Consider the following 25,027-nt stretch of genomic DNA (forward strand, 5'->3'; position numbering starts at 1 on the left):
AGTTAGCGGGTGCAGGACGGCCTGTTGTGCAGCACAACGGGCCATTTGTACAGTTAGCGCTTAGGTGAAATTATGACAAATAACGATACGACTCTACAACTGAGCAATGTTCTTAACCAGGAATGTACGCGCGCGGCCGTTCACTGCCAAAGCAAGAAACGCGCACTGGAAATCATCAGTGAACTGGCGGCAAAACAACTTAGCTTGCCTCCTCAGGTGGTATTTGAAGCCATTCTGACGCGTGAAAAAATGGGCAGTACCGGTATTGGCAATGGTATTGCCATTCCGCATGGAAAGCTGGAAGAAGACACCCTGCGTGCGGTTGGTGTATTTGTTCAACTTGAAACGCCAATCGCGTTCGATGCCATTGATAATCAGCCAGTCGATCTGCTTTTCGCCCTGCTGGTCCCGGCGGACCAAACCAAGACGCATTTGCATACGTTGTCACTGGTCGCAAAACGTCTGGCAGATAAAACCATCTGTCGTCGCCTGCGCGCCGCGCAGAGTGACCAGGAGTTGTATCAAATCATCACTGACACCGAAGGTGGACAGGATGAAGCATAACAACCCAATGGCATCCTTTTCTGTCGTTGTGAGGAGAAACAGTACATGGTACTGATGATCGTCAGCGGTCGTTCAGGGTCAGGTAAGTCTGTCGCCCTGCGCGCGCTGGAAGATATGGGTTTTTACTGCGTGGATAACCTTCCCGTCGTGTTGTTGCCCGAACTGGCTCGAACCCTCGCCGATCGCCAGATATCTGCGGCTGTCAGCATTGATGTGCGCAACATGCCCGAGTCCCCGGAGATTTTTGAGCAGGCCATGAGTAACCTGCCTGAAGGCTTCTCACCGCAACTGCTGTTCCTTGATGCCGACCGTAACACGCTGATTCGCCGCTACAGCGATACGCGCCGTTTACACCCGCTGTCCAGCAAGAACTTGTCCCTGGAAAGCGCTATCGATAAAGAAAGCGATTTACTGGAGCCATTGCGTTCGCGCGCTGACCTGATCGTAGACACCTCTGAAATGTCTGTGCACGAGCTGGCGGAAATGTTACGTACCCGACTGCTGGGCAAACGTGAACGTGAATTAACGATGGTATTTGAGTCCTTTGGCTTTAAACACGGAATCCCTATTGATGCGGATTACGTCTTTGATGTCCGCTTCCTGCCTAACCCGCACTGGGATCCAAAGCTACGCCCGATGACCGGTCTGGACAGGCCCGTCGCGGCCTTCCTCGACAGACACACAGAAGTACACAATTTTATCTACCAGACTCGCAGCTATCTTGAGCTATGGTTACCCATGCTGGAGACCAACAACCGCAGCTACCTCACTGTAGCCATCGGCTGTACCGGCGGGAAACACCGTTCGGTGTATATTGCAGAGCAACTGGCAGACTACTTCCGCTCGCGCGGTAAAAACGTGCAGTCACGCCATCGTACGTTGGAAAAACGCAAATCATGACCGTGAAGCAAACTGTTGAAATCACGAATAAGCTGGGCATGCATGCCCGGCCGGCAATGAAACTGTTTGAGCTAATGCAGGGTTTTGAAGCAGAAGTTCTGCTGCGTAATGATGAAGGGACGGAAGCCGAAGCAAACAGCGTTATCGCTCTGCTGATGCTGGATTCCGCCAAAGGACGCCAGATAGAAGTTGAAGCCACGGGTCCGCAGGAAGTTGAGGCCCTGGCCGCGGTAATTGCCCTGTTTAACTCGGGATTTGACGAGGATTAGTGAAGTGCCTGATGCGCTACGCTTATCAGGCCTACACGGCAATGACCTACTCCAGTAGGCCGGATAAGGCGTTTACGCCGCATCCGGCGATAACCCCGCTAATACAGCTTATTTTCACGCATAAACGACTCACCGCCCAGCTGGCGCATTTGGCGCATGATCCACGCCTGACGACTGCGCACATAGCCGGAAGGCGCACTCGCCTTAAAACGTAACGGATTGGGTAGAACCGCCGCCAGCAATGCCGCTTCAGACGGGCTAAGACGGCTGGCGGGTTTATGGAAATAGCGCTGTGATGCAGCCTCTACACCGAATACTCCATCGCCAAACTCCGCAATATTCAAATAAACCGTCAGGATGCGTTTCTTACTCCAGACTGTTTCTATCCCCAGCGTTAACCCGGCCTCGAGCCCTTTGCGCACCCAGCTACGCCCATCCCACAAAAAGAGGTTTTTTGCCGTTTGTTGCGATAACGTCGAGGCACCCCGAATACGGTTTTCATTACGTTCGTTATGCGCCAACGCTTTCTCTATCGCAGAGACATCAAATCCCCAGTGGTCGGGAAATTTCTGGTCCTCAGCGGCAATGACCGCCAGCCCCATCCATGGTGATATCTCATCCATACTGGCCCAGTCAGAATGCGCCACATAGCCGAAATCACCCTGTATCCAGGCACCAAGCTGCCGCTCAATCATGACCGCCGAGAAAGGAACGGGCATCACGCTGAAGAGCGCTATACCCCCGCCCCAGAACACGGCGAGGACAATAACTGCCCGCAGAAATAGACGTCGCAGAAAGGCGATAGCCCCTTTTCTCATTCAGCCAGTACCAAAACACGTGAGACCAGTTTGTCGATCCCACTCGCCGCCTGGGCGATATCCTGCGCCAGCATGTAAGCAGGCGTGGTGACAACTTTATTATCTTCATCAACCACAATGTCATCGACCGGGCAAGGCACATGTTCAGCACCCATCTCTTCCAGCACTTCCGCTGTATCGATGTCAGTGCCAATGGTCAGACGCAGCGGGAAGTCAAAAATCTTGGGTAACATAGCAGGAGCAATACACATGAATCCCAGGGGTTTTCCAGCCTGATGCAGCGCCTTCGCCAGCGCGGCTAAGTCGCTATCAACCCGGCATTCACTGCCCTGGCTGGCAAAATTGCTCAGATTTTTTGCTGCGCCAAACCCGCCCGGCACAATTAGCGCATCCAGCTCCGTTGCAACCGCCTGGGCCAGGGGGCGAATATCACCACGCGTAATACGCGCAGCTTCAATCAGGACATTGCGCGTTTCCGGCATCGGCTCGCCCGTCAGATGATTAATCACATCCGCCTGCTGTTTATCTGGCGCAAAGCAGATAGCCTGAGCGCCATTGCGGGCAATAGCCAGCAGCGTGAGTACGGCTTCGTGGATTTCTGTACCGTCATACACGCCACATCCGCTGAGCACTACGCCAACTTTTTTCATCGTGATACTCCTTTCGCAACTGACTGAAGCATATTAATAATTCTGATTAGAATGCCACGCTTCACACATTTAACTGATTCATGTAACAAATTATTTAAGATTTGCTATCTTAACTGCGTGCGGCCTGAAAATTAGGGCTGCGCCCTTGTAAACAATGATAATAATTTACGGCGCAGCCACGATTTCCCTGGTGTTGGCGCAGTATTCGCGCACCCCGGTCAAGCCGGGGTCATTTTTTTTCCACGCTCGCAACCCAGGCTCTTAATACCGCCACGTCGTGCTGCCACTCCTGCTTCATCTCTTCAATCCATTCAGCCACGTTATCTTCCCAGGCAGGAAGGTCAGGTGATTGAATTTGCTGCCCCAACTGTTGCAGGTGGCGCAGACCGACAGATCCAGCTGCACCTTTAATTTTATGGCCTTCCTCAACCACGCCTTTTTTATCACGGGCAGTCAGATTAGACTCCAGCACGCTCAAATATCCCGGCATCATTTTCTCAAACACCGCCAGACCGTCGGTGATCAACTTCGGCCCGACCAGTTCGAGGTATTGTTCCAACATGGGAATATCTAACAGCGCTTGCGATTTACTGCTTTCTTTAGACGTCACAGTGCTCTCCTCTTCGTTTCGGGTATCCCAGTATTTTTTGATCATGGCGGTTAACGCCGGAACTGACAGCGGCTTACTCAGCACGTCGTCCATTCCTGCATCCAGATATTCTTTTTTATCTTTCAGTACGTTGGCGGTGAGAGCCACCAGCGGTGGGAGATCCTCGCGCGCATATTTTTGCGTCAGTTCGCGGGAGATATCGAGCCCTGTCATATCCGGTAGCTGAATATCCAGCAGCACCAGGTCATATTCACCCGGTTTGAACATATCCAGCGCGGCTTGCCCGGTCATCGCGACATCCACGCTATTGCCCAGTTTTTCCAGCACCGAACGCGCTACGATGACGTTCAGTTCAATGTCTTCCACCAGCAGCACATTCAGGGCGGGTAACGGCATTTCATCGTCTTCAAAAGCATCTTCAATCTCTTCCGCCACGGCAGGAGCATGCACGGTTAGCGTAAAGATGGAGCCTTTTCCGGCCTGGCTGGAAACCGTAATATCACCGCCCATGTTTTTCGCCAGACGCTTCGATACGGCCAGTCCAATCCCGGTTCCCGTTGCCGGTTTACCACCATGGCTGTCCTTCACCTGATAGTACATGGCGAAGATTTTATCCTGCTCATCCTGCGGAATACCGATCCCGGAATCCTCCACCTCAAAATGCAGTATGTCTCCCTCGTCATAGCGAGCCCGCACGGTCACCTGCCCTTGCTGGGTGAATTTCACGGCATTGCTGATCAGATTCCACAGAATTTGACGCAGACGCGTTCCGTCTGTGATGACCTTATGTGGCAGCGGTAGCGTCGGCTCAAGAACAAAGCGCAATCCTTTTTGTTGCGCCTGCAAGCCGGAGAGGTTTTCCAGATCCGCCATAAAGCTGGTGAAATCGATTGGCTGGTTATCGAGCTGGACTTTGCGCCGCTCCATCTTATCCATATCGATAATATCGTTGAAAATGTTCCCCAACGTCACGGCGGAAACATGGATAGTTTTGAGATATTTTTCCTGCTCCGCGGTTAAATCCGTATCCAACAGGATCCGACTTAAACCGACGATACCGTTAAGCGGCGTACGCAGCTCGTGGCTGATCGTAGAGATAAAGGTGGTCTTGTCACGGCTGGCGCGCTCAAGAGCGTCCTGATAGCGCTTACGCTCGGTAATATCACGACCAAAGCCCATCAGACCGTGTCGCTTCCCGACGCGGTCGTAGTAAGGCACTTTACGTATCTCAAAGCAGGCTTTGCGCCCGTCCGGATAGTCGAGCCATTGCTCATAGGTCAGCGAAACGTTATGGCGGAATACCTTCTCGTCGGTTTCAATAACTTTTTCAGCCGCTTCTGGCGAATACACATCAGCCGGCTTTAGATTCACCAGTTGCTTTTCGCTCTTACCGGTCAGCAGCTCCATAGCACGGTTACAGCCAGAAAACTCTTTATCTTCATTACGATAAAAAACCAGATCCGGTGAAGCATCAAGGAAAGAACGTAAAAATGAAGATTGCTGCTCAAGCTGGATCTGCGCTTCTTCACGCTCTTTGATTTCGACCTTCAGTTGTTCAAACGTCTCCTGCCGCTCCGCTTCCGCCTTTTCACGTTCGACAATCTCCTGATTGAGTTGGGCGATATTATCCTTCAACTGCACGTTGAGCTTGAGATCGCGCTCGCGCATCTCTTCCAGCTTCTGTACCAGTCGTGAAAGGCGTTGCCGGGACTCCTCCAGTTGTTCAACCACCACCGACAGGAAGTAGACGGCCCACGGGGTAATTAACAGGCCAAAAAAGATAGAACGGATGACATCAATGCTTTCTACCTGGCCATGCAGCACCATAGTGACAGCCATCTGCACCACAATTGCCAACACAACCAAAGCCAGCGCCAACAGCAGCGAAAAGCGCACCAGACCTAACTTCATCATTAGGTCGACATAGTATTGCGCCAGCATACGAATTTGCTTCATAGAGGGTTCCTTCACGACAACTTGGCACAATAATACTCAATTCTCAGCGTGACGTTGAAGATTGTGCAAGAAATGCGGGGGTTATCGGTGAAATGACCGAGGAGTGGTTCATCGCGGCCTGATAAGCCAGGCACCATCAGGCAAGCAGGCGCAGATTGCCGGATGTCGCTTCGCTAATCCGGCCTACGACCTACAGAAGGTTAGTTCCCCGGCTGAATCCACGGCGTACCCAGCGCCGAGCCTTGCACGCCGTGCTCGTTAAGGTACTTATCCAGTTCGACCATCCCGGTCCAGCGGTTTTCACACCATAGCGGTGCCAACAGCGTTGGGCGGCGCGCGCTGGCGGAAATGCGGTGATAAATCACCTCGGGTGGCGTATGGCGAATCATCTCACCTGCTGTGACCGTGTACGCATCCAGTTCGATGCCGTGCAACCGTCCGGCCTCCCAGGCTTTCGCCATCGTACTGCCCTTCACGATATGCAGCGGATGCAGCTTAATACCGTCGACGCCTGTCTCGACCACACGTTCCATCGTTTGCAGGCATTCCGCTTGCCCTTCTCCCGGCAAACCGACAATAAGGTGTGAACACACCTTCAGTCCACGCTCCCGTGCCAGTTGGGTGGTACGCTGATAGCAGGCAAAATCATGCCCACGATTAATGCGATGCAGCGTCTTGTCATGGGCCGTTTGCAAACCCAGTTCCAGCCACACTTCGTAGCCCTGATCCTTGTACTCGCATAGCAGATCGAGCACAGCATCCGGCACACAGTCAGGGCGCGTGCCAACACACAGCCCGACGATGCTGGCCTGACTAACCGCCTGTTGGTACATCGAACGCAGCACCTGTACTTCCGCAAAGGTACTGGTATAAGCCTGAAAATAGGCCAGATAGCGCTTTGCGCGATTCACTAACTGCGCCTGATGCTCAAGCTGTTCAGCGATAGAATGGTGCTGCTGCGCTTCGTCAGCAAAGGAGGCGACATTACAGAAGGTACATCCGCCACGTCCAATGGTGCCATCGCGATTTGGGCAGCTAAACCCGCCGTGCAGCGTGAGTTTATGAACCTTTTGCCCATAACGGCGAGAAAGATCCCCACCAAACATATTGACTAATTTCTGTAACTGCATAATCTGATAGACCGCGCCTTGAAAAGAGGCCAAAGCCTGCCATTTTTTGCCCCAGTCGGCGATGACCTGGATCAATCGCCCTGGCGAGCCTTTATTCATTGAATAATCATTCAAAATAATCGAAATTTCATTCAATCAAAAAGTCATTATTTTTCCTTATATCTCGCTATTTTTTTTATCTTCTGATGGCTCTCATATAAAAACAGTATCTTTAAGACGCCGAAAGTCTACAAACCAGCATAAAATACCAAACATTGAGATAAACAAAGGGAGGACGGGAGATAACCGGCCTTTCTGACAGTGAGACAGATCACACTTCACCAGCGATCTCACTCAGGTTAAATCAATGTAAAAACACCTTTATTTTCAATACTTTCATAAAGTTAATCGCCCTATAGCACATTTTTGCATAAATAAGATTGCCATTTGACCTGTGTGTGGATTCCCGATAACTTGGAAATCCGCTGGAAGCTTTCTGGATGAGCAGCCTGCTCATCATATTTATGCAGTAATTGAGATTCCCTCTGAAGCAAGTCCTCAAACTTGTTTGACCTATGCGAAAAGGATAAAGAGGGCGAATGCGAGGTGAGCGTATGAAACGCCAACCCCGTCGCCATGCTCTTGGTGTGCCCGTGCGCAAACGGTATCGGAGAGGTGTCCCGCAGAGCCTGGGGAGGTTCACTAATATGTTGTACGATAAATCCCTTGAGAAGGATAACTGTGGTTTCGGCCTGATCGCCCACATAGAAGGCGAACCTAGCCACAAGGTAGTGCGTACCGCCATACACGCGCTGGCCCGTATGCAGCACCGTGGCGCAATTCTTGCCGATGGCAAAACCGGCGATGGTTGCGGTTTGCTGTTACAAAAACCTGACCGCTTTTTCCGCATTGTTGCGCAAGAGCGCGGCTGGCGTTTAGCTAAAAACTACGCCGTTGGCATGATCTTTTTAAATAAAGACCCTGAACTGGCAGCGGCATCTCGTCGCATTGTTGAAGAAGAATTACAGCAGGAGACTCTGTCGATCGTAGGCTGGCGCGACGTGCCAACCAACGAAGGAGTTCTCGGTGAAATCGCCCTTTCCTCCCTGCCTCGTATTGAGCAAATTTTTGTCAACGCCCCTGCAGGCTGGCGTCCACGCGATATGGAGCGCCGCCTGTTCATCGCACGCCGTCGTATCGAAAAACGCCTCCAGAACGATAAAGACTTCTACGTCTGCAGCTTGTCTAATCTGGTTAATATCTATAAAGGTCTGTGTATGCCGGCAGATTTGCCGCGCTTTTACCTGGACCTCGCGGACCTGCGCCTGGAGTCGGCCATCTGCCTGTTCCACCAACGCTTCTCCACCAACACCGTGCCGCGCTGGCCGCTGGCACAACCGTTCCGCTACCTGGCACACAACGGTGAAATCAACACCATCACCGGCAACCGCCAGTGGGCGCGTGCGCGTACCTATAAATTCCAGACGCCGCTGATCCCTGACCTGCACGATGCCGCGCCGTTCGTCAACGAAACCGGTTCCGATTCGAGTTCAATGGATAACATGCTGGAACTGCTGCTGGCAGGCGGGATGGACATCATCCGTGCTATGCGCCTGCTGGTACCGCCGGCCTGGCAGAACAACCCGGATATGGACCCGGAACTGCGCGCGTTCTTTGATTTTAACTCCATGCACATGGAACCATGGGACGGTCCGGCAGGTATTGTTATGTCAGACGGTCGCTTCGCCGCCTGTAACCTTGACCGTAACGGCCTGCGCCCGGCGCGCTATGTCATCACCAAAGACAAACTCATCACCTGCGCTTCTGAGGTTGGGATCTGGGATTATCAGCCGGATGAAGTGGTCGAGAAAGGTCGCGTCGGCCCGGGCGAACTGATGGTTATCGATACCCGCAGCGGACGCATTCTGCATTCCGCCGAAACTGATGACGATCTGAAAAGCCGCCACCCGTATAAAGAGTGGATGGAGAAGAACGTCCGCCGACTGGTGCCGTTTGAAGATCTGCCAGACGATCAGGTCGGCAGCCGCGAACTGGACGATGATACCCTCGCCAGCTACCAGAAGCAGTTTAACTACAGCGCCGAAGAGCTGGACTCCGTCATTCGGGTCCTGGGAGAGAACGGCCAGGAAGCCGTTGGGTCAATGGGTGATGACACCCCGTTTGCCGTGCTCTCCAGCCAGCCGCGCATCATTTATGACTACTTCCGTCAGCAGTTCGCGCAGGTGACTAACCCGCCGATTGACCCGCTGCGTGAAGCGCACGTGATGTCGCTGGCCACCAGCATCGGTCGTGAGATGAACGTCTTTTGCGAAGCAGAAGGCCAGGCACACCGCCTGAGCTTCAAATCGCCGATTCTGCTGTACTCCGATTTCACCCAGCTCACCACCATGAAAGAAGAGCACTATCGCGCCGACCGGCTGGATATCACCTTCGACGTGACGGAAACCACGCTGGAAGAAACAGTCAAAACCCTGTGCGATAAAGCCGAACAGATGGTGCGTAACGGTACGGTGCTGCTGGTGCTCTCTGACCGTAACATCGCGAAAAACCGCTTACCGGTTCCTGCCCCCATGGCTGTCGGGGCGGTACAAACCCGTCTGGTAGAACAAAACCTGCGTTGCGATGCCAACATCATCGTCGAAACCGCAAGCGCCCGCGATCCCCACCATTTTGCTGTGCTGCTGGGCTTTGGCGCGACGGCTATTTATCCGTATCTCGCCTATGAAACGTTGGGACGTCTGATCGATACCCAGGCGATCGCCAAAGATTACCGGACCGTGATGCAGAACTACCGTAACGGCATCAACAAAGGTCTGTACAAAATCATGTCCAAAATGGGCATTTCGACCATCGCCTCTTACCGTTGCTCCAAGCTGTTCGAAGCCGTTGGCCTCCACGACGATGTCGTTGCGCTGTGTTTCCAGGGCGTGGTTAGCCGCATCAGTGGTGCAGGTTTTACTGACTTCCAGCAGGATCTGCTAAACCTCTCCAAACATGCCTGGCTGGCACGCAAACCCATTAGCCAAGGCGGGCTGCTGAAGTACGTTCATGGCGGTGAGTATCACGCCTACAACCCGGACGTGGTACGCACGCTGCAACAGGCGGTACAAAGTGGCGAATATAGCGACTATCAGGAATATGCCAAGCTGGTGAATGAGCGCCCGGCAGCCACGCTGCGCGATCTGCTGGCGATCACACCTGGTGATGAAGCCGTAAGCATTGACGAGGTAGAACCCGCAACCGAGCTGTTTAAACGCTTTGATACCGCGGCCATGTCTATCGGCGCATTAAGCCCGGAAGCACACGAAGCGCTGGCTGAAGCCATGAACAGCATCGGCGGTAACTCCAACTCTGGCGAAGGTGGTGAAGATCCGGCGCGCTATGGCACGAATAAAGTGTCACGCATTAAGCAGGTCGCATCCGGTCGCTTTGGTGTGACCCCGGCATACCTGGTCAACGCCGATGTTATCCAGATTAAAGTCGCTCAGGGTGCGAAACCGGGTGAAGGGGGTCAGTTGCCAGGTGACAAAGTGACGCCGTACATAGCGAAGCTTCGCTATTCCGTACCTGGCGTGACGCTGATCTCCCCGCCGCCGCACCACGATATTTACTCTATCGAGGACTTAGCGCAGCTGATTTTCGACCTGAAACAGGTCAATCCGAAAGCAATGATTTCCGTGAAGCTGGTTTCCGAACCCGGCGTCGGCACTATTGCCACTGGCGTGGCGAAAGCCTACGCGGATCTGATCACCATCGCGGGCTACGATGGCGGCACCGGCGCAAGCCCGCTGTCATCGGTGAAATACGCGGGTTGTCCGTGGGAGCTGGGCCTGGTGGAAACTCAACAGGCACTGGTCGCTAATGGCCTGCGTCACAAGATTCGTCTGCAGGTCGATGGCGGTCTGAAAACCGGTGTCGACATCATCAAAGCGGCCATCCTCGGCGCAGAAAGTTTTGGCTTCGGCACCGGCCCAATGGTGGCGCTGGGCTGTAAATACCTGCGTATTTGCCACCTGAACAACTGCGCAACCGGTGTGGCAACGCAGGACGACAAACTGCGTAAGAATCACTATCACGGCCTGCCGTTCAAAGTGACCAACTACTTTGAATTTATTGCCCGTGAAGTTCGCGAGCTGATGGCACAACTGGGCGTGAAACGTCTGGTGGATCTGATTGGCCGCACCGACCTGCTGAAAGAGCTGGAAGGATTTACCGCCAAACAGCAGAAGCTGGAACTGTCTCGCTTGCTGGAAACCGCCGAACCACATCCCGGAAAAGCGCTGTTCTGCACCGAGAACAACCCGCCGTTTGATAACGGTGTGCTGAACGCGCAGTTACTGCAACAGGCAAAACCATTTGTCGATGAGCGCCAGAGCAAAACCTTCTGGTTTGATATTCGCAACACCGACCGTTCAGTTGGCGCGTCGTTATCAGGTTATATTGCCCAGACACACGGCGATCAGGGCCTGGCGTCTGACCCGATCAAAGCGCACTTCAGCGGTACCGCAGGCCAGAGCTTCGGCGTATGGAACGCGGGTGGCGTAGAACTGTATCTGACCGGCGATGCCAACGACTATGTCGGCAAAGGCATGGCGGGCGGTTTGCTGGCGGTACGTCCTCCGGTCGGTTCTGCCTTTCCGAGTCATAAAGCGAGCATCATCGGTAACACCTGCCTGTATGGTGCCACCGGTGGTCGTCTGTTCGCCGCAGGTCGCGCGGGTGAGCGCTTTGCGGTGCGTAACTCGGGTGCCATTACCGTGGTAGAAGGCATTGGCGATAACGGCTGTGAATATATGACCGGCGGCATCGTCTGTATTCTTGGGAAAACTGGCGTTAACTTCGGTGCAGGTATGACAGGCGGCTTTGCCTACGTGCTGGACGAAGACGGCGAATTCCGCAAACGCGTGAACCCTGAACTGGTGGAAGTATTGAACGTGGACTCTTTGGCTATCCACGAAGAGCATCTGCGCGGTTTAATTACCGAACACGTACAGCATACCGGCTCTTCGCACGGCGAAGAGATCCTGGCGAACTGGCCAGCGTTCTCAGCGAAATTCGCGCTGGTAAAACCAAAGTCCAGTGATGTGAAAGCACTGTTGGGTCACCGTAGTCGTAGCGCAGCTGAGCTGCGTGTGCAGGCGCAGTAAGGGGTAGCAGCAATGAGTCAGAACGTATACCAATTTATCGACCTGCAGCGCGTTGATCCGCCAAAGAAACCGCTGAAGATCCGTAAGATCGAGTTTATCGAAATTTACGAGCCATTTTCAGAAGGTCAGGCTAAGGCACAGGCAGACCGCTGCCTGTCCTGCGGTAACCCGTACTGTGAGTGGAAATGCCCGGTACATAACTACATCCCGAACTGGCTGAAGCTGGCTAACGAAGGGCGTATCTTTGAAGCAGCAGAGCTGTCTCACCAGACCAACACGCTGCCGGAAGTTTGCGGCCGTGTCTGTCCGCAGGACAGGCTGTGCGAAGGTTCATGTACGCTGAATGACGAATTCGGCGCAGTGACCATCGGCAATATCGAGCGCTATATCAACGATAAAGCCTTCGAAATGGGTTGGCGTCCGGATATGACCGGCGTTCGTCAGACAGACAAACGTGTCGCCATTATTGGTGCGGGTCCGGCAGGTCTGGCCTGTGCGGATGTGCTAACCCGTAACGGCGTGAAGGCCGTTGTGTTTGATCGCCACCCGGAAATTGGGGGTCTGCTGACCTTCGGCATCCCGGCTTTCAAACTGGAAAAAGAGGTGATGACCCGCCGTCGTGAAATTTTCACCGGCATGGGCATCGAGTTCAAACTCAACGTCGAAGTGGGCCGTGACGTGCAGCTCGAAGCGTTACTGAAGGATTATGACGCCGTGTTCCTGGGCGTCGGCACCTATCAGTCAATGCGTGGTGGGCTGGAAAACGAAGATGCTGATGGCGTCTTTGATGCCCTGCCGTTCCTGATCGCCAATACCAAACAGTTGATGGGCTTTGGCGAAAGCAGCGACGAGCCATACATCAGCATGGAAGGTAAACGCGTTGTCGTACTGGGTGGTGGTGACACCGCGATGGACTGCGTGCGAACCTCCGTTCGTCAGGGTGCGTCACACGTTATCTGCGCCTACCGCCGCGATGAAGAGAATATGCCGGGTTCGAAACGCGAAGTTAAAAATGCGCGTGAAGAAGGCGTCGAATTCCAGTTCAACGTCCAGCCTTTAGGTGTTGAGGTGAATGCTAACGGCAAAGTGTGTGGTGTGAAAATGGCGCGCACTGAGATGGGCGAGCCGGATGCGAAAGGTCGCCGTCGCGCGGAGATCGTCGCCGGTTCCGAGCATATAGTGCCGGCTGATGCCGTCGTACTGGCGTTTGGTTTCCGCCCACACAGCATGGAATGGCTGGCAAAACATAGCGTCGAGTTGGATTCGCAGGGGCGTATTATTGCTCCGGAACGCAGCGACAACGCCTTCCAGACCAGCAACCCGAAAATCTTTGCCGGTGGCGACATCGTGCGCGGTTCGGATCTGGTTGTCACAGCCATTGCCGAAGGTCGTAAAGCGGCTGACGGGATCCTGAATTACCTGGAAGTGTAAGTCAGCCTCTTCAGGCATCTCATCTGCCCTGGTGGATGAGATGCCAAATCCCTGCCGCAATACCGCCAAACCTGCCGATTAAGCCAGCCTGACAACACATTTTGTAAACAGTGCAGATAGCCTTAACACTCGAAATACATAAACACCACGAATAATAATCAACAAAAAATCAGACGAAAACGTTTGCTTTACATTGAGAAGTGTATATGATGCGGCGGATTTTTTGGGCAAAATTCAAGGAGGCGTTGTGTCGCAGGACAACAATTATAGCCAGGGCCCCGTCCCTCTGGCAGCGCGGAAAAGCGTGATACCACTGACGTTTGTGATGTTGGGGTTAACATTCTTTTCAGCCAGTATGTGGACCGGAGGCACACTCGGTACCGGTCTTTCCTATAATGATTTTTTCCTGGCAGTTCTCTTCGGTAATCTCCTCCTCGGTATTTACACTGCATTTCTCGGTTATATTGGCGCAAAAACAGGTCTCTCCACCCACCTCCTCGCACGTTACTCATTTGGCATAAAAGGTTCATGGCTTCCCTCAATGCTATTAGGTGGCACACAGGTAGGCTGGTTTGGCGTCGGCGTGGCAATGTTCGCCATCCCGGTGGGTAAAGCGACGGGTATTGACGTCAATATCCTGATTGCAGTTTCCGGTCTGCTGATGACCATGACCATCTTCTTTGGTATCTCGGCACTCACCATTTTGTCCATCATCGCCGTTCCCGCTATCGTCATTCTTGGCAGCTACTCTGTCTGGCTGGCAGTGAGCGATGTAGGGGGGTTGGATCATTTAAAAGCAATTGTGCCGCAGACACCGCTGAATTTTTCCACGGCACTGGCGTTGGTCGTCGGATCGTTTGTCAGCGCAGGCACCTTAACCGCCGACTTCGTCCGCTTCGGGCGAAATGCCAAAGGCGCAGTGTTGATTGCCATGGTGGCTTTTTTCCTTGGCAACTCGTTGATGTTTATCTTCGGCGCCGCCGGAGCCGCCGCGGTAGGACAGGCAGATATCTCAGATGTGATGATCGCGCAAGGGCTGCTGCTACCCGCAATTGTCGTACTCGGCCTGAATATCTGGACAACCAATGACAACGCGCTGTACGCCTCCGGTCTGGGCTTTGCTAACATTACCGGCCTTTCCAGCCGCACGTTGTCCGTGGCCAACGGCATTATTGGAACACTGTGCGCATTATGGCTTTACAATAACTTTGTTGGCTGGCTGACATTCCTGTCGGCGGCGATCCCTCCTATTGGCGGAGTGATTATTGCCGATTATCTGTTAAACCACCGCCGGTACACCAACTTCAACACAGCACAGTTTATTCCCGTCAACTGGATAGCTATTCTGTCCGTCGCGCTGGGAATCGCCGCCGGACACTACATCCCTGGTATTGTGCCGGTCAACGCCGTACTTGGCGGCGTATTCAGCTATATCCTGCTGAATCCCCTTTTCAATCGTAGCCTTGCAAAATCCCCGGAGGTCAGTCATGCAGAATAACACCATCACCCTAACTCAAACCCGTCTGCAGGGGCGTGAAGGATTGTGGCAAATCACGATTGAAAACGGGCGTTTTAGCCGTATTGATCCCCAGGAAACAGCATCTGCGCCACAGGGCGAGGTGCTTGATGCTGAAGGCGGGCTGGCCATTCCCCCTTTCGTTGAACCACACATCCACCTGGACACAACGCAAACTGCAGGGGAGCCCAGCTGGAACCAGTCGGGTACGCTGTTTGAAGGTATTGAGCGCTGGGCCGAACGCAAGGCGATACTCACCCACGAAGACGTGAAAACCCGCGCCATGCAGACCCTCAAGTGGCAGATGGCCAACGGCATCCAGTATGTCCGAACTCACGTAGACGTTTCCGATCCTACGCTGACGGCGCTGAAAGCCATGCTGGAGGTGAAGCAGGAAGTGGCACCGTGGGTGGAGCTGCAGATTGTGGCGTTCCCACAGGAAGGTATTCTTTCTTATCCTAACGGCGAAGCGCTGCTAGAAGAAGCCGTGCGTTTGGGTGCCGACGTCATTGGCGCAATTCCTCACTTTGAATTCACGCGTGAATATGGCGTTGAGTCGCTGCACAAAACTTTCGCCCTGGCGCAGAAGTATGACCGACTTATCGATGTGCACTGTGACGAGATTGATGATGAGCAATCGCGCTTTGTTGAAACCGTCGCGGCGCTGGCGCATCGTGATGGTATGGGAGCGCGCGTGACAGCCAGCCACACCACGGCGATGCATTCCTATAACGGCGCATATGCTTCCCGCCTTTTCCGTCTGTTGAAAATGTCAGGTATTAACTTCGTTGCAAATCCGCTGGTGAATATTCACCTGCAGGGACGATTTGACACCTATCCTAAGCGCCGTGGCATCACCCGCGTCAAAGAGATGCTGGAAGCGGACATCAATGTTTGCTTTGGGCATGATGACGTTTTTGACCCGTGGTACCCGTTGGGAACCGCGAATATGCTGCAAGTTCTGCATATGGGATTACACGTGTGTCAGTTGATGGGGTACGGACAAATCAACGATGGGCTAAATCTCATCACCACCCACAGCGCGAAAACCCTGCACTTACAGGACTACGGTTTGAGTATTGGGAACTCCGCTAACCTGGTGATTTTACCTGCTGAAAATGGGTTTGATGCGGTTCGTCGCCAGACACCTGCACGTTATTCCATCCGTCATGGGCGGGTTATTGCCGAGACGGTACCAAGCCAGACAACACTCCACCTGGCGCAGCCAGAAGCGGTAACGTTTAAGCGCTAGATTTTCTTTTCGGACATGGCCGCAGACTCACAGCCTGCGGCAAAAACGTATGGCGAAATATTTTCTGTCAGGCTGCTAATCTGCAACACATCTGTTCAAGTTCTCCCTCAACCATTTTCGACAGTTTTTTACGCGCCAGCGGGCGGCTGCGTAATGGATATGCTCATACAGAGGATATATAAAATACATATATTTAAATATGAATGATTGAGCGGACAGTTTTTTATTACCAAGGGCTAAAACTAACTTTATGAAATCTGCGAATATGATCTTTAAAATAAATCATAAGCCACTATTTTAAAACGAAAAATAACCAACCTTCGATTATAAAAATACGATATCCACTCCAAAACACATGCCAGAAAAAATATAACATCCGCATTTAAAACAGCGTTATTACCGGATTTATCTTCTTCTCTGGCATGGAGTGAAAAAATGTTCGGCATTATTATCTCTGTCATCGTTTTATTAACGATGGGTTACCTGATCCTCAAAAACTACAAACCACAGGTAGTACTGGCTGCAGCCGGGATCTTCCTGATGATCTGCGGCGTCTGGTTGGGGTACGGCGCACTGGTCGCCAGCGACAAAAGCAGCGGTTATCTGCTGGTCGATATTTATAATGAAATTCTGCGCATGCTTTCCAACCGGGCGGCAGGTCTTGGGCTGTCCATCATGGCAGTAGGCGGTTATGCCCGCTATATGGATAGGATGGGTGCCAGCCGGGCAATGGTCAGCCTGTTGAGCCGCCCACTCAAGCACATCCGCTCACCCTATATTGTACTTGCCGCGACGTATGTCATTGGTCAAATCATGGCACAATTCATCACCAGTGCTTCCGGATTGGGCATGCTGCTGATGGTTACACTCTTCCCAACGCTGGTCAGCCTGGGCGTGAGCCGTTTATCCGCGGTAGCGGTCATTGCCACCTCGATGTCGATTGAATGGGGCATTCTGGAAACCAATTCAATTTTTGCCGCACAGGTTGCGGGGATGAAGATAGCCACTTATTTCTTCCACTACCAACTTCCTGTCGCGTCCTGCGTCATCATCGCCGTCGCCATCGCACACTTTTTCGTTCAACGCCGGTTTGATCAAAAAACACAACCAGACAGCACAGGCTTCAATGAACAAAAAACACTGGAAAATGTGCCGCCACTCTATTACGCCATTTTACCAGTGATGCCGCTGCTCCTGATGTTGGGCTCGCTGTTGCTGGCGCATATGGGATTAATGCAGACAGAGTTGAATCTGGTTGTGGTGATGTTAATGAGCTTGACGCTGACCATGTTTGTGGAGTTTCTTCATAAGCACAATCTGCGTGAGACTATGGATGATGTGCAGGCGTTTTTTGACGGCATGGGAACGCAGTTTGCCAACGTCGTCACACTGGTGGTGGCCGGTGAGATCTTTGCCAAGGGCTTAACCACTATTGGCACCGTCGATGCGGTGATTAAAGGTGCTGAACACTCCGGGCTTGGCGGTATCGGTGTGATGATCATTATGGCCGTGGTCATCGCCGCCTGCGCAATTGTAATGGGATCCGGGAATGCACCGTTTATGTCATTCGCCAGTCTGATCCCGGACATTGCTGCGGGGCTGCATATTCCTGCGGTCGTAATGATTATGCCGATGCACTTCGCCACCACGCTGGCTCGTGCGGTTTCACCGATTACTGCAGTGATTGTCGTGACATCCGGTATTGCTGGCGTGTCGCCTTTTGAGGTCGTAAAACGGACAGCCATCCCAATGGCGATAGGATTTGTGGTCAATATGATTGCCACTATCGCGCTGTTTTATTGATATCAGACGCAGAATGCAAAACAGGCCCGCAAGGGCCTGTTTGATTATTTCACTACGCGTAGCGCCGGACGCCCACCGCGAGGAGGCGGTGGAGTGTCATCCGGGTCGTTGTCGTCGGCATTGTCTGGCTTATCGCCATCAATAACGGACATGACCGTTTCATTCTCAAAACCCGACGCGTCGTTATCGTCATCGTTCAAGCTGGCGACATCTTCGTCGTAAGCGGCTTCCGGTTCGAACATCGTACCCGCGCCATTTTCGCGCGCATAAATAGCCAGAACCGCAGCCAGCGGCACAGAAACCTGACGCGGCACACCACCAAAGCGCGCGTTGAAACGCACTTCATCGTTAGCCAGTTCCAGGTTCCCAACTGCACGCGGTGCAATATTCAAAACAATTTGCCCATCACGTGCATATTCCATCGGAACCTGCACGTCCTGGAGCGTCACATCCACCACCAGGTGCGGCGTGAGCTGGTTGTCTAGCAACCACTCATAGAACGCGCGCAGCAGATACGGACGGCGTGGCGTTAGCTGTGGCAAATCCATACAGGTTAACCCCGGCCCAGACGCATTTCACGTTCAGGCTCAGTCAGAGAAGCCAGGAAAGAGTCACGTTCAAAGACGCGAGTCATATACCCTTTCAGTTCTTTCGAACCTGCGCCGTTGAATTCAATACCCAACTGCGGTAAACGCCACAGCAGCGGTGCCAGGTAGCAATCTACCAGGCTGAACTCATCGCTCAGGAAATAGGGTTTTTGACCAAAGACAGGGGCAATTGCCAGCAGCTCTTCACGCAGACGCTTACGTGCAACATCGGCTTCAGATGCGGAACCATTCACGATGACATTCATCAGCGTGTACCAGTCTTTTTCAATACGCTGCATGTACAGGCGGCTCTCACCACGCGCAACCGGGTAAACCGGCATCAGCGGAGGATGCGGGAAACGCTCATCCAGGTATTCCATAATGATGCGAGATTCCCACAGGGTCAGCTCACGATCCACCAGTGTCGGGACGCTCTGATTCGGGTTGAGGTCGATCAGATCCTGCGGTGGATTGTCCTTTTCCACGTGCTCAATCTCGAAACTAACACCTTTTTCAGCCAGCACGATGCGGACCTGATGGCTATAGATGTCAGTAGGACCAGAAAACAGCGTCATTACCGAACGTTTGTTGGCAGCGACAGCCATGAAAACCTCCAGGTATATTCAGAATTTTTACTGCTACCAGCCACTTAGTGGCCAGCCAGAAGTGATGTCACCCAGATTCGGAAAAGTCATTACTGTTCAAAATACAAACAAAAAATGAACAATACCGGATATTTGGGCAGAAAATTGGATGATAGTTTACCAGATTTTGTGACCTTTGTGGTGAGTCGATTCTGGAAATGGGGAAAAAGAGGTGGCAATCAGCGAATTACCGTGATTTTGGGCGGATGAAAATCATAAAAAAACCCGCCGAGGCGGGTTTTTTCGCAAATTGTAATCTGCCGAAGCAGAAAGCAATTAACGTTTGGAGAACTGCGGACGACGACGTGCTTTACGCAGACCGACTTTCTTACGTTCAACCTGACGAGCATCACGAGTAACGAAGCCAGCTTTACGCAGTTCGCCACGCAGGGATTCGTCGTACTCCATCAGAGCGCGGGTGATACCGTGACGGATCGCACCAGCCTGACCAGAGATACCACCACCTTTAACAGTGATGTACAGATCCAGTTTCTCAACCATGTCGACCAGTTCCAGCGGCTGACGAACTACCATGCGGGCAGTTTCACGACCGAAGTACTGTTCCAGAGAACGTTGGTTGATTACGATTTTACCACTGCCCGGTTTGATGAAAACGCGAGCTGCGGAACTTTTGCGGCGACCAGTGCCGTAGTATTGATTTTCAGCCATTGCCTATAATCCCGATTAGATGTCAAGAACTTGCGGTTGCTGTGCCGCGTGGTTGTGCTCGTTGCCAGCGTAAACTTTCAGTTTACGGAACATAGCACGACCCAGCGGGCCTTTTGGCAGCATGCCTTTAACCGCGATTTCAAGCACACGCTCAGGACGGCGAGCAATCATCTCTTCAAAGGTCGCTTGTTTGATACCACCGATGTGGCCGGTGTGGTGATAGTACACTTTGTCAGTACGCTTGTTGCCGGTTACAGCAACTTTGTCAGCGTTCAGAACGATGATGTAATCACCAGTATCTACGTGCGGAGTGTATTCCGCTTTGTGCTTACCGCGCAGGCGCAGAGCCAGTTCGGAAGCCAGACGGCCCAGAGTTTTACCGGTCGCGTCAACAACATACCAGTCGCGTTTTACGGTTTCTGGTTTAGCTGTAAAAGTTTTCATTAAAAGCTTACCCAAATAAATAAGTTACACGTTGGTGAACACCCAAACGTTTTGTCAGTTGAGGTTCACACGACATTGTCCAGCAAACCTACCCCTTCGAATAGCCTATGCCGGCGCATAGAAAGTTTTGGGAAAAAAACTCTCTCGTAACGTGGGGTCGCAAGATTATAGAGAAGTCAGGGTCAAAGATCGACCCCTTTATGTGATTTGCGGCAGGTTTAACCGGCTAAATGTTCCCGCTTCAGATACTCCTCGCTTTGCATCTCCTGCAAACGCGATAAACAACGCTGGAATTCAAACTTCAGGCGCTCGCCCTGGTAGATTTCATATAAAGGCGCTGCGGCGCTGACCACCAGCTTAACGTGGCGTTCGTAGAACTCATCAACCAGCGCGATAAAGCGTCGTGCTTCACTTTCCATCAGCGTCGTCATTACCGGTACATCAGACAGCAGCACCGTGTGGAACAGGCGCGACAAGGCGATGTAATCGTGCTGGCTGCGGGCATCGACGCACAGCGTAGTGAACGAGACCGCCAGCGTTTGGTTCTCAACGGCCAGCGTCTGCATCGGGCGGTGGTTAATCTCCAGCGTCGGCGCATGATCACCTTTCGCTCCCGCTAAGGCCAGCCAGAGCTTATCCATCTGCCGCTGCGTTTCATCATTAAGCGGGGACAGCCATAAGTGTGCCTGGGTTAACGTACGCAACCGGTAGTCAACGCCGGCATCCACGTTCATGATATCGCAATACTGTTTAATGGCTTCGATCGCGGGAAGGAAGCGCGCACGTTGCAAACCGTTACGATACAGTTCATCAGGCGGAATATTGGACGTTGCCACCAGCGTAATGCCGCGAGCAAATAGCGCCTTCATTAAGCCACCGAGCAGCATGGCGTCAGTAATATCCGAGACAAAAAATTCATCAAAGCACAGCACATCGGTTTCGGCTTTGAAGCGGTCAGCAATCACTTCCAACGGGTCGCTCTGGCCTTGCAGAGCCGTCAGTTCTTCATGCACGCGCAGCATGAAGCGGTGAAAGTGCAAACGCTGTTTACGTGCGCCAGGCAGGCTATGGTAGAACAAATCCATCAGCCAGGTTTTTCCGCGGCCTACGCCCCCCCACATATACAGACCGCGCACCGGCGTGTTTTCCTTCGACTCTCGTTTACCCAGCAATTTACCAAAGCGGGCCATCAGTCCACTCTCCTGCGCCGCTGGAGGTGCAATCGTGGTGAGCTCCTGGTAAATCGTTTCCAGTCGATTCACCGCTTCTTTTTGTACGTTGTCGGGTTGATGACTGCCGTCGTTAAGGGCCTGCAGGTATCGCGATGTCGGGGAAAGGCTTTGCATGATGTTATTGTTATTCCTTGAGAATCGATGTGCCGTCGCTCACGGTTGACGAAAAAAAGGCCGTTCTACATTACGTGATATAAACACGGGATTCCACTTCTACGGGATTAGCGGTTATAGTGGCATAATCAGGCGCAGGCATGGAGCCTAAAGCCAACACCCTACGGAAACAAAAGACAACGGGAGATGTTCATGACCTGGGAATATGCGCTAATTGGGTTAGTCGTCGGTATCATTATTGGTGCTGTAGCCATGCGTTTTGGTAATCGTAAATTACGCCAACAGCAGGCATTACAGTACGAACTGGAAAAGAACAAAGCTGAACTGGAAGAGTACCGCGAAGAGCTGGTGAGTCATTTTGCCCGCAGCGCTGAGCTACTGGATAACATGGCTGACGATTATCGTCAGATCTATCAGCATATGGCGAAAAGCTCCAGCAGCCTGCTGCCGGGCATGTCAGCGGAAAACAACCCATTCCGCAATCGTCTGGCTGAGTCTGAAGCGGGTAACGATCAGGCACCGGTTCAGATGCCGCGTGACTATTCCGAAGGGGCTTCCGGCCTGCTGCGTAGTGGCGCAAAGCGCGACTAACTGCACATCGTTAAGAAATTTATGGGGCGCAGCAATTGCGCCCTCCGCTTCTCTTCCCGTCCCAGCTATTATTTAGTCGTTAGCCTCATTGTGACCAAACCGAAAATTCAATAACATCAAACTGTTTTGAATCATCTTCCGTTTACTCAAGGTACGAGAGCAGGATCCATGAAAAAACAAACCCAGCTGTTGAGTGCATTAGCGTTAAGTGTCGGGTTAACTCTCTCGGCGCCATTCCAGGCCATTGCGTCGATTCCCGGCCAGGTACCCGGTCAGGCAGCGCTCCCCAGCCTCGCCCCCATGCTGGAAAAAGTGTTACCTGCCGTGGTTAGCGTGAGAGTCGAGGGCACCGCCGTTCAAGGGCAAAAAGTCCCGGAAGAATTCAAAAAGTTTTTTGGCGATGAGCTGCCCGATCAGCCCTCGCAGCCATTCGAAGGACTGGGTTCAGGCGTCATCATTGACGCAGCCAAAGGCTATGTTCTGACCAACAACCACGTTATTAATCAGGCGCAAAAAATTAGCGTTCAGCTGAACGATGGGCGCGAGTTCGATGCCAAACTCATCGGTAGCGACGATCAGAGCGATATCGCCCTGCTGCAAATACAGCATCCCAGCAACCTGACACAAATCGCTATCGCCGACTCCGATAAACTGCGCGTGGGTGACTTTGCTGTCGCCGTCGGCAACCCGTTTGGGTTGGGACAAACGGCAACCTCAGGGATCGTCTCCGCATTGGGTCGTAGTGGTCTGAACCTGGAAGGTCTGGAAAACTTTATTCAGACCGATGCGTCAATTAACCGCGGCAACTCCGGCGGTGCGTTGCTCAACCTGAATGGTGAGCTGATTGGTATCAATACCGCCATTCTGGCACCTGGCGGCGGCAGCATTGGGATAGGTTTTGCTATCCCCAGTAACATGGCGCGTACGCTGGCGCAGCAATTAATGCAGTTTGGCGAAATCAAACGTGGTCTGTTAGGTATTAAAGGTACTGAAATGACCGCTGATATCGCTAAAGCATTCAAACTGGATGTACAACGTGGCGCGTTTGTCAGCGAAGTTCTGCCTAACTCTGGTTCCGCCAAAGCGGGCGTGAAATCCGGTGACGTGATTACCAGTCTAAACGGCAAACCGCTCAGTAGTTTCGCCGAACTGCGTTCGCGTATTGCGACAACCGAACCGGGGACCAAAGTCAAACTGGGCCTGCTGCGTAACGGTAAACCACTGGAAGTTGAAGTGACGCTGGATACCAGTACATCATCTTCCGCCAGTGCGGAAATGATTGCACCGGCATTACAAGGTGCCACGCTCAGCGACGGGCAGCTAAAAGACGGAACCAAAGGCATTAGAATTGATAACGTTGAGAAAAGTAGCCCAGCCGCACAGGCCGGCCTGCATAAAGATGACGTCATCATCGCCGTTAACCGCGATCGGGTGAACTCGATTGCCGAAATGCGCAAAGTGCTGGAAACGAAACCGTCAATCATTGCTTTGCAGGTCGTTCGTGGTAACGAGAGTATTTACCTGCTTTTGCGTTAACCAGGACAACCGGACATCAGCCCCCCGTGTGATGTCCGGTAAACTCGTGATATGCTGCTGCCGTTCCCTTTTTTAATGACGCCGCCATCATGTTTGTGAAGCTTTTACGTTCGGTCGCGATTGGTTTAATCGTCGGCGCCATTCTGCTGGCCGCGATGCCCTCTCTGCGAAAAATTAATACGCTTACCGCACCACAGTTCGACAGCACAGATGAAACTCCTGCCAGTTATAACCCGGCAGTTCGCCGTGCTGCGCCTGCCGTGGTCAACGTGTACAACCGCAGTATGAACAGCACGACGCATAACCAGCTTGAGATCCGCACGCTCGGTTCAGGCGTTATCATGGATCAGCGCGGCTATATCATCACCAACAAGCATGTCATTAATGACGCCGACCAAATCATCGTCGCGTTGCAGGATGGACGTGTCTTTGAAGCGCTGCTTGTTGGCTCTGATACCTTAACCGACCTTGCAGTGTTGAAAATCAACGCAGCGGGCGGACTACCAACGATCCCGATTAATAACAAACGTGTACCGCATATTGGCGATGTCGTGCTTGCCATCGGTAACCCGTACAACCTTGGGCAAACAATCACTCAGGGGATCATCAGCGCCACGGGGCGTATTGGCCTGAACCCAACGGGCCGGCAAAACTTCCTGCAAACAGATGCCTCCATTAACCACGGTAACTCCGGCGGCGCGCTGGTTAACTCGCTGGGCGAGTTGATGGGGATTAACACACTGTCGTTTGATAAGAGCAATGATGGCGAAACGCCGGAAGGGATTGGCTTTGCAATTCCGTTTCAACTGGCGACGAAAATCATGGATAAGCTGATTCGCGACGGGCGCGTTATTCGTGGCTACATCGGCATCAGCGGGCGTGAAATTGCACCGCTGCACGCACAAGGTAGCGGCATGGATCAAATTCAGGGGATTGTCGTGAACGAAGTGGCCCCGGATGGTCCGGCGGCCCAGGCCGGAATTCAGGTCAACGACCTCATCATTTCGGTAAATAATAAACCGGCAGTATCAGCACTGGAGACCATGGATCAGGTCGCAGAGATTCGCCCCGGTTCGGTTATCTCAGTGGTTGTGATGCGCGATGATAAGCAATTGACGCTGCAGGTAACGATTCAGGAATACCCTGCCACCAATTAACGCTACG

General features: G+C 52.7%; 20 protein-coding genes and 1 pseudogene. 11 read left to right on the forward strand and 10 right to left on the reverse strand.

What is annotated here, in order from left to right:
- Nucleotides 1–72 precede the first annotated feature (72 nt).
- Genes ptsN through npr form a run of 3 tightly spaced genes read left to right on the forward strand, consistent with a single transcriptional unit; the run spans nucleotide 73 to nucleotide 1,733 of the window.
- Nucleotides 73–564, forward strand: a complete 492-nt coding sequence (ptsN, locus tag NNO08_RS04950) for a PTS IIA-like nitrogen regulatory protein PtsN (protein WP_048213427.1) — start codon at nucleotides 73–75, stop codon at nucleotides 562–564.
- A 45-nt stretch (nucleotides 565–609) separates the two neighbouring features.
- Nucleotides 610–1,464, forward strand: a complete 855-nt coding sequence (rapZ, locus tag NNO08_RS04955) for an RNase adapter RapZ (protein ID WP_048213428.1) — start codon at nucleotides 610–612, stop codon at nucleotides 1,462–1,464.
- Nucleotides 1,461–1,733: a PTS phosphocarrier protein NPr gene (npr, locus tag NNO08_RS04960; RefSeq protein WP_003828770.1), complete on the forward strand. Its 273-nt coding sequence runs from the start codon at nucleotides 1,461–1,463 to the stop codon at nucleotides 1,731–1,733. The genes rapZ and npr overlap by 4 nt, the downstream gene beginning before the upstream one ends.
- A gap of 98 nt (nucleotides 1,734–1,831) precedes the next feature.
- On the opposite strand, the gene mtgA is transcribed toward npr, so the two are convergent.
- The 4 genes from mtgA to NNO08_RS04980 all read right to left on the reverse strand — a co-directional run bounded on the left by mtgA (nucleotide 1,832) and on the right by NNO08_RS04980 (nucleotide 6,897).
- On the reverse strand, nucleotides 1,832–2,551 hold the full coding sequence (gene mtgA, locus NNO08_RS04965; protein WP_271456281.1) for a monofunctional biosynthetic peptidoglycan transglycosylase: 720 nt from the start codon (nucleotides 2,549–2,551) through the stop codon (nucleotides 1,832–1,834).
- The gene (gene elbB / locus NNO08_RS04970; protein ID WP_271449020.1) at nucleotides 2,548–3,201 is read right to left on the reverse strand and encodes an isoprenoid biosynthesis glyoxalase ElbB; all 654 of its coding nucleotides are present in this window, start codon (nucleotides 3,199–3,201) and stop codon (nucleotides 2,548–2,550) included. The genes mtgA and elbB overlap by 4 nt, the downstream gene beginning before the upstream one ends.
- Nucleotides 3,202–3,430: 229 nt before the next feature.
- Complete coding sequence (gene arcB / locus NNO08_RS04975) at nucleotides 3,431–5,767, reverse strand: aerobic respiration two-component sensor histidine kinase ArcB (RefSeq protein ID WP_271456282.1); 2,337 nt, start codon at nucleotides 5,765–5,767, stop codon at nucleotides 3,431–3,433.
- Between the two features lie 200 nt (nucleotides 5,768–5,967).
- Nucleotides 5,968–6,897 carry a TIGR01212 family radical SAM protein gene (locus NNO08_RS04980; RefSeq protein ID WP_271454116.1) on the reverse strand — a complete coding sequence of 310 codons (930 nt, stop codon included), beginning with the start codon at nucleotides 6,895–6,897 and terminating at the stop codon, nucleotides 5,968–5,970.
- A gap of 686 nt (nucleotides 6,898–7,583) precedes the next feature.
- Here NNO08_RS04980 and gltB point away from each other — a divergent pair.
- The 4 genes from gltB (at nucleotide 7,584) to NNO08_RS05000 (ending at nucleotide 16,243) form a co-directional block, all read left to right on the forward strand.
- Nucleotides 7,584–12,044, forward strand: a complete 4,461-nt coding sequence (gene gltB, locus NNO08_RS04985; protein WP_271456297.1) for a glutamate synthase large subunit — start codon at nucleotides 7,584–7,586, stop codon at nucleotides 12,042–12,044.
- A gap of 12 nt (nucleotides 12,045–12,056) precedes the next feature.
- Entirely contained in the window at nucleotides 12,057–13,475 is a 1,419-nt protein-coding gene (locus tag NNO08_RS04990) for a glutamate synthase small subunit (RefSeq protein ID WP_271454091.1), read from the forward strand.
- A gap of 247 nt (nucleotides 13,476–13,722) precedes the next feature.
- Nucleotides 13,723–14,973: a cytosine permease gene (gene codB, locus NNO08_RS04995; protein WP_271456283.1), complete on the forward strand. Its 1,251-nt coding sequence runs from the start codon at nucleotides 13,723–13,725 to the stop codon at nucleotides 14,971–14,973.
- A complete protein-coding gene (locus NNO08_RS05000; protein WP_271456284.1) occupies nucleotides 14,963–16,243 on the forward strand; it encodes a cytosine deaminase in 1,281 nt (426 codons plus the stop codon). The genes codB and NNO08_RS05000 overlap by 11 nt, the downstream gene beginning before the upstream one ends.
- Before the next feature lie 79 nt (nucleotides 16,244–16,322).
- On the opposite strand, the pseudogene NNO08_RS05005 reads toward NNO08_RS05000, so the two are convergent.
- Nucleotides 16,323–16,397 (reverse strand): annotated as a pseudogene (locus NNO08_RS05005) (hypothetical protein); the annotation flags it as partial.
- A gap of 281 nt (nucleotides 16,398–16,678) precedes the next feature.
- Here NNO08_RS05005 and dcuC point away from each other — a divergent pair.
- Nucleotides 16,679–18,046, forward strand: a complete 1,368-nt coding sequence (gene dcuC / locus NNO08_RS05010) for an anaerobic C4-dicarboxylate transporter DcuC (protein ID WP_271456285.1) — start codon at nucleotides 16,679–16,681, stop codon at nucleotides 18,044–18,046.
- A 44-nt stretch (nucleotides 18,047–18,090) separates the two neighbouring features.
- Here the strand turns inward: dcuC and sspB are convergent, their stop codons facing one another.
- The 5 genes from sspB to zapE form a co-directional block, all read right to left on the reverse strand.
- Nucleotides 18,091–18,594, reverse strand: a complete 504-nt coding sequence (gene sspB / locus NNO08_RS05015) for a ClpXP protease specificity-enhancing factor (protein WP_271441663.1) — start codon at nucleotides 18,592–18,594, stop codon at nucleotides 18,091–18,093.
- A gap of 5 nt (nucleotides 18,595–18,599) precedes the next feature.
- Nucleotides 18,600–19,238 carry a stringent starvation protein SspA gene (gene sspA / locus NNO08_RS05020; protein ID WP_048213444.1) on the reverse strand — a complete coding sequence of 213 codons (639 nt, stop codon included), beginning with the start codon at nucleotides 19,236–19,238 and terminating at the stop codon, nucleotides 18,600–18,602.
- Between the two features lie 315 nt (nucleotides 19,239–19,553).
- On the reverse strand, nucleotides 19,554–19,946 hold the full coding sequence (gene rpsI, locus NNO08_RS05025) for a 30S ribosomal protein S9 (RefSeq protein WP_003025138.1): 393 nt from the start codon (nucleotides 19,944–19,946) through the stop codon (nucleotides 19,554–19,556).
- Nucleotides 19,947–19,961: 15 nt separating this feature from the next.
- Entirely contained in the window at nucleotides 19,962–20,390 is a 429-nt protein-coding gene (gene rplM, locus NNO08_RS05030) for a 50S ribosomal protein L13 (protein ID WP_003025141.1), read from the reverse strand.
- A 218-nt stretch (nucleotides 20,391–20,608) separates the two neighbouring features.
- Nucleotides 20,609–21,736 carry a cell division protein ZapE gene (gene zapE / locus NNO08_RS05035; RefSeq protein ID WP_271456286.1) on the reverse strand — a complete coding sequence of 376 codons (1,128 nt, stop codon included), beginning with the start codon at nucleotides 21,734–21,736 and terminating at the stop codon, nucleotides 20,609–20,611.
- Between the two features lie 192 nt (nucleotides 21,737–21,928).
- Between zapE and zapG the strand changes: the two genes are divergently transcribed.
- The 3 genes from zapG to degS all read left to right on the forward strand — a co-directional run bounded on the left by zapG (nucleotide 21,929) and on the right by degS (nucleotide 25,020).
- On the forward strand, nucleotides 21,929–22,327 hold the full coding sequence (zapG, locus tag NNO08_RS05040; protein ID WP_005121352.1) for a Z-ring associated protein ZapG: 399 nt from the start codon (nucleotides 21,929–21,931) through the stop codon (nucleotides 22,325–22,327).
- A gap of 168 nt (nucleotides 22,328–22,495) precedes the next feature.
- Entirely contained in the window at nucleotides 22,496–23,863 is a 1,368-nt protein-coding gene (degQ, locus tag NNO08_RS05045) for a serine endoprotease DegQ (protein WP_271449014.1), read from the forward strand.
- Nucleotides 23,864–23,952: 89 nt separating this feature from the next.
- Nucleotides 23,953–25,020: an outer membrane-stress sensor serine endopeptidase DegS gene (gene degS, locus NNO08_RS05050; protein WP_005121354.1), complete on the forward strand. Its 1,068-nt coding sequence runs from the start codon at nucleotides 23,953–23,955 to the stop codon at nucleotides 25,018–25,020.
- Nucleotides 25,021–25,027: the final 7 nt, after the last annotated feature.

This window comes from Citrobacter sp. Igbk 17, assembly GCF_028069775.1.
Classification (GTDB): domain Bacteria; phylum Pseudomonadota; class Gammaproteobacteria; order Enterobacterales; family Enterobacteriaceae; genus Citrobacter.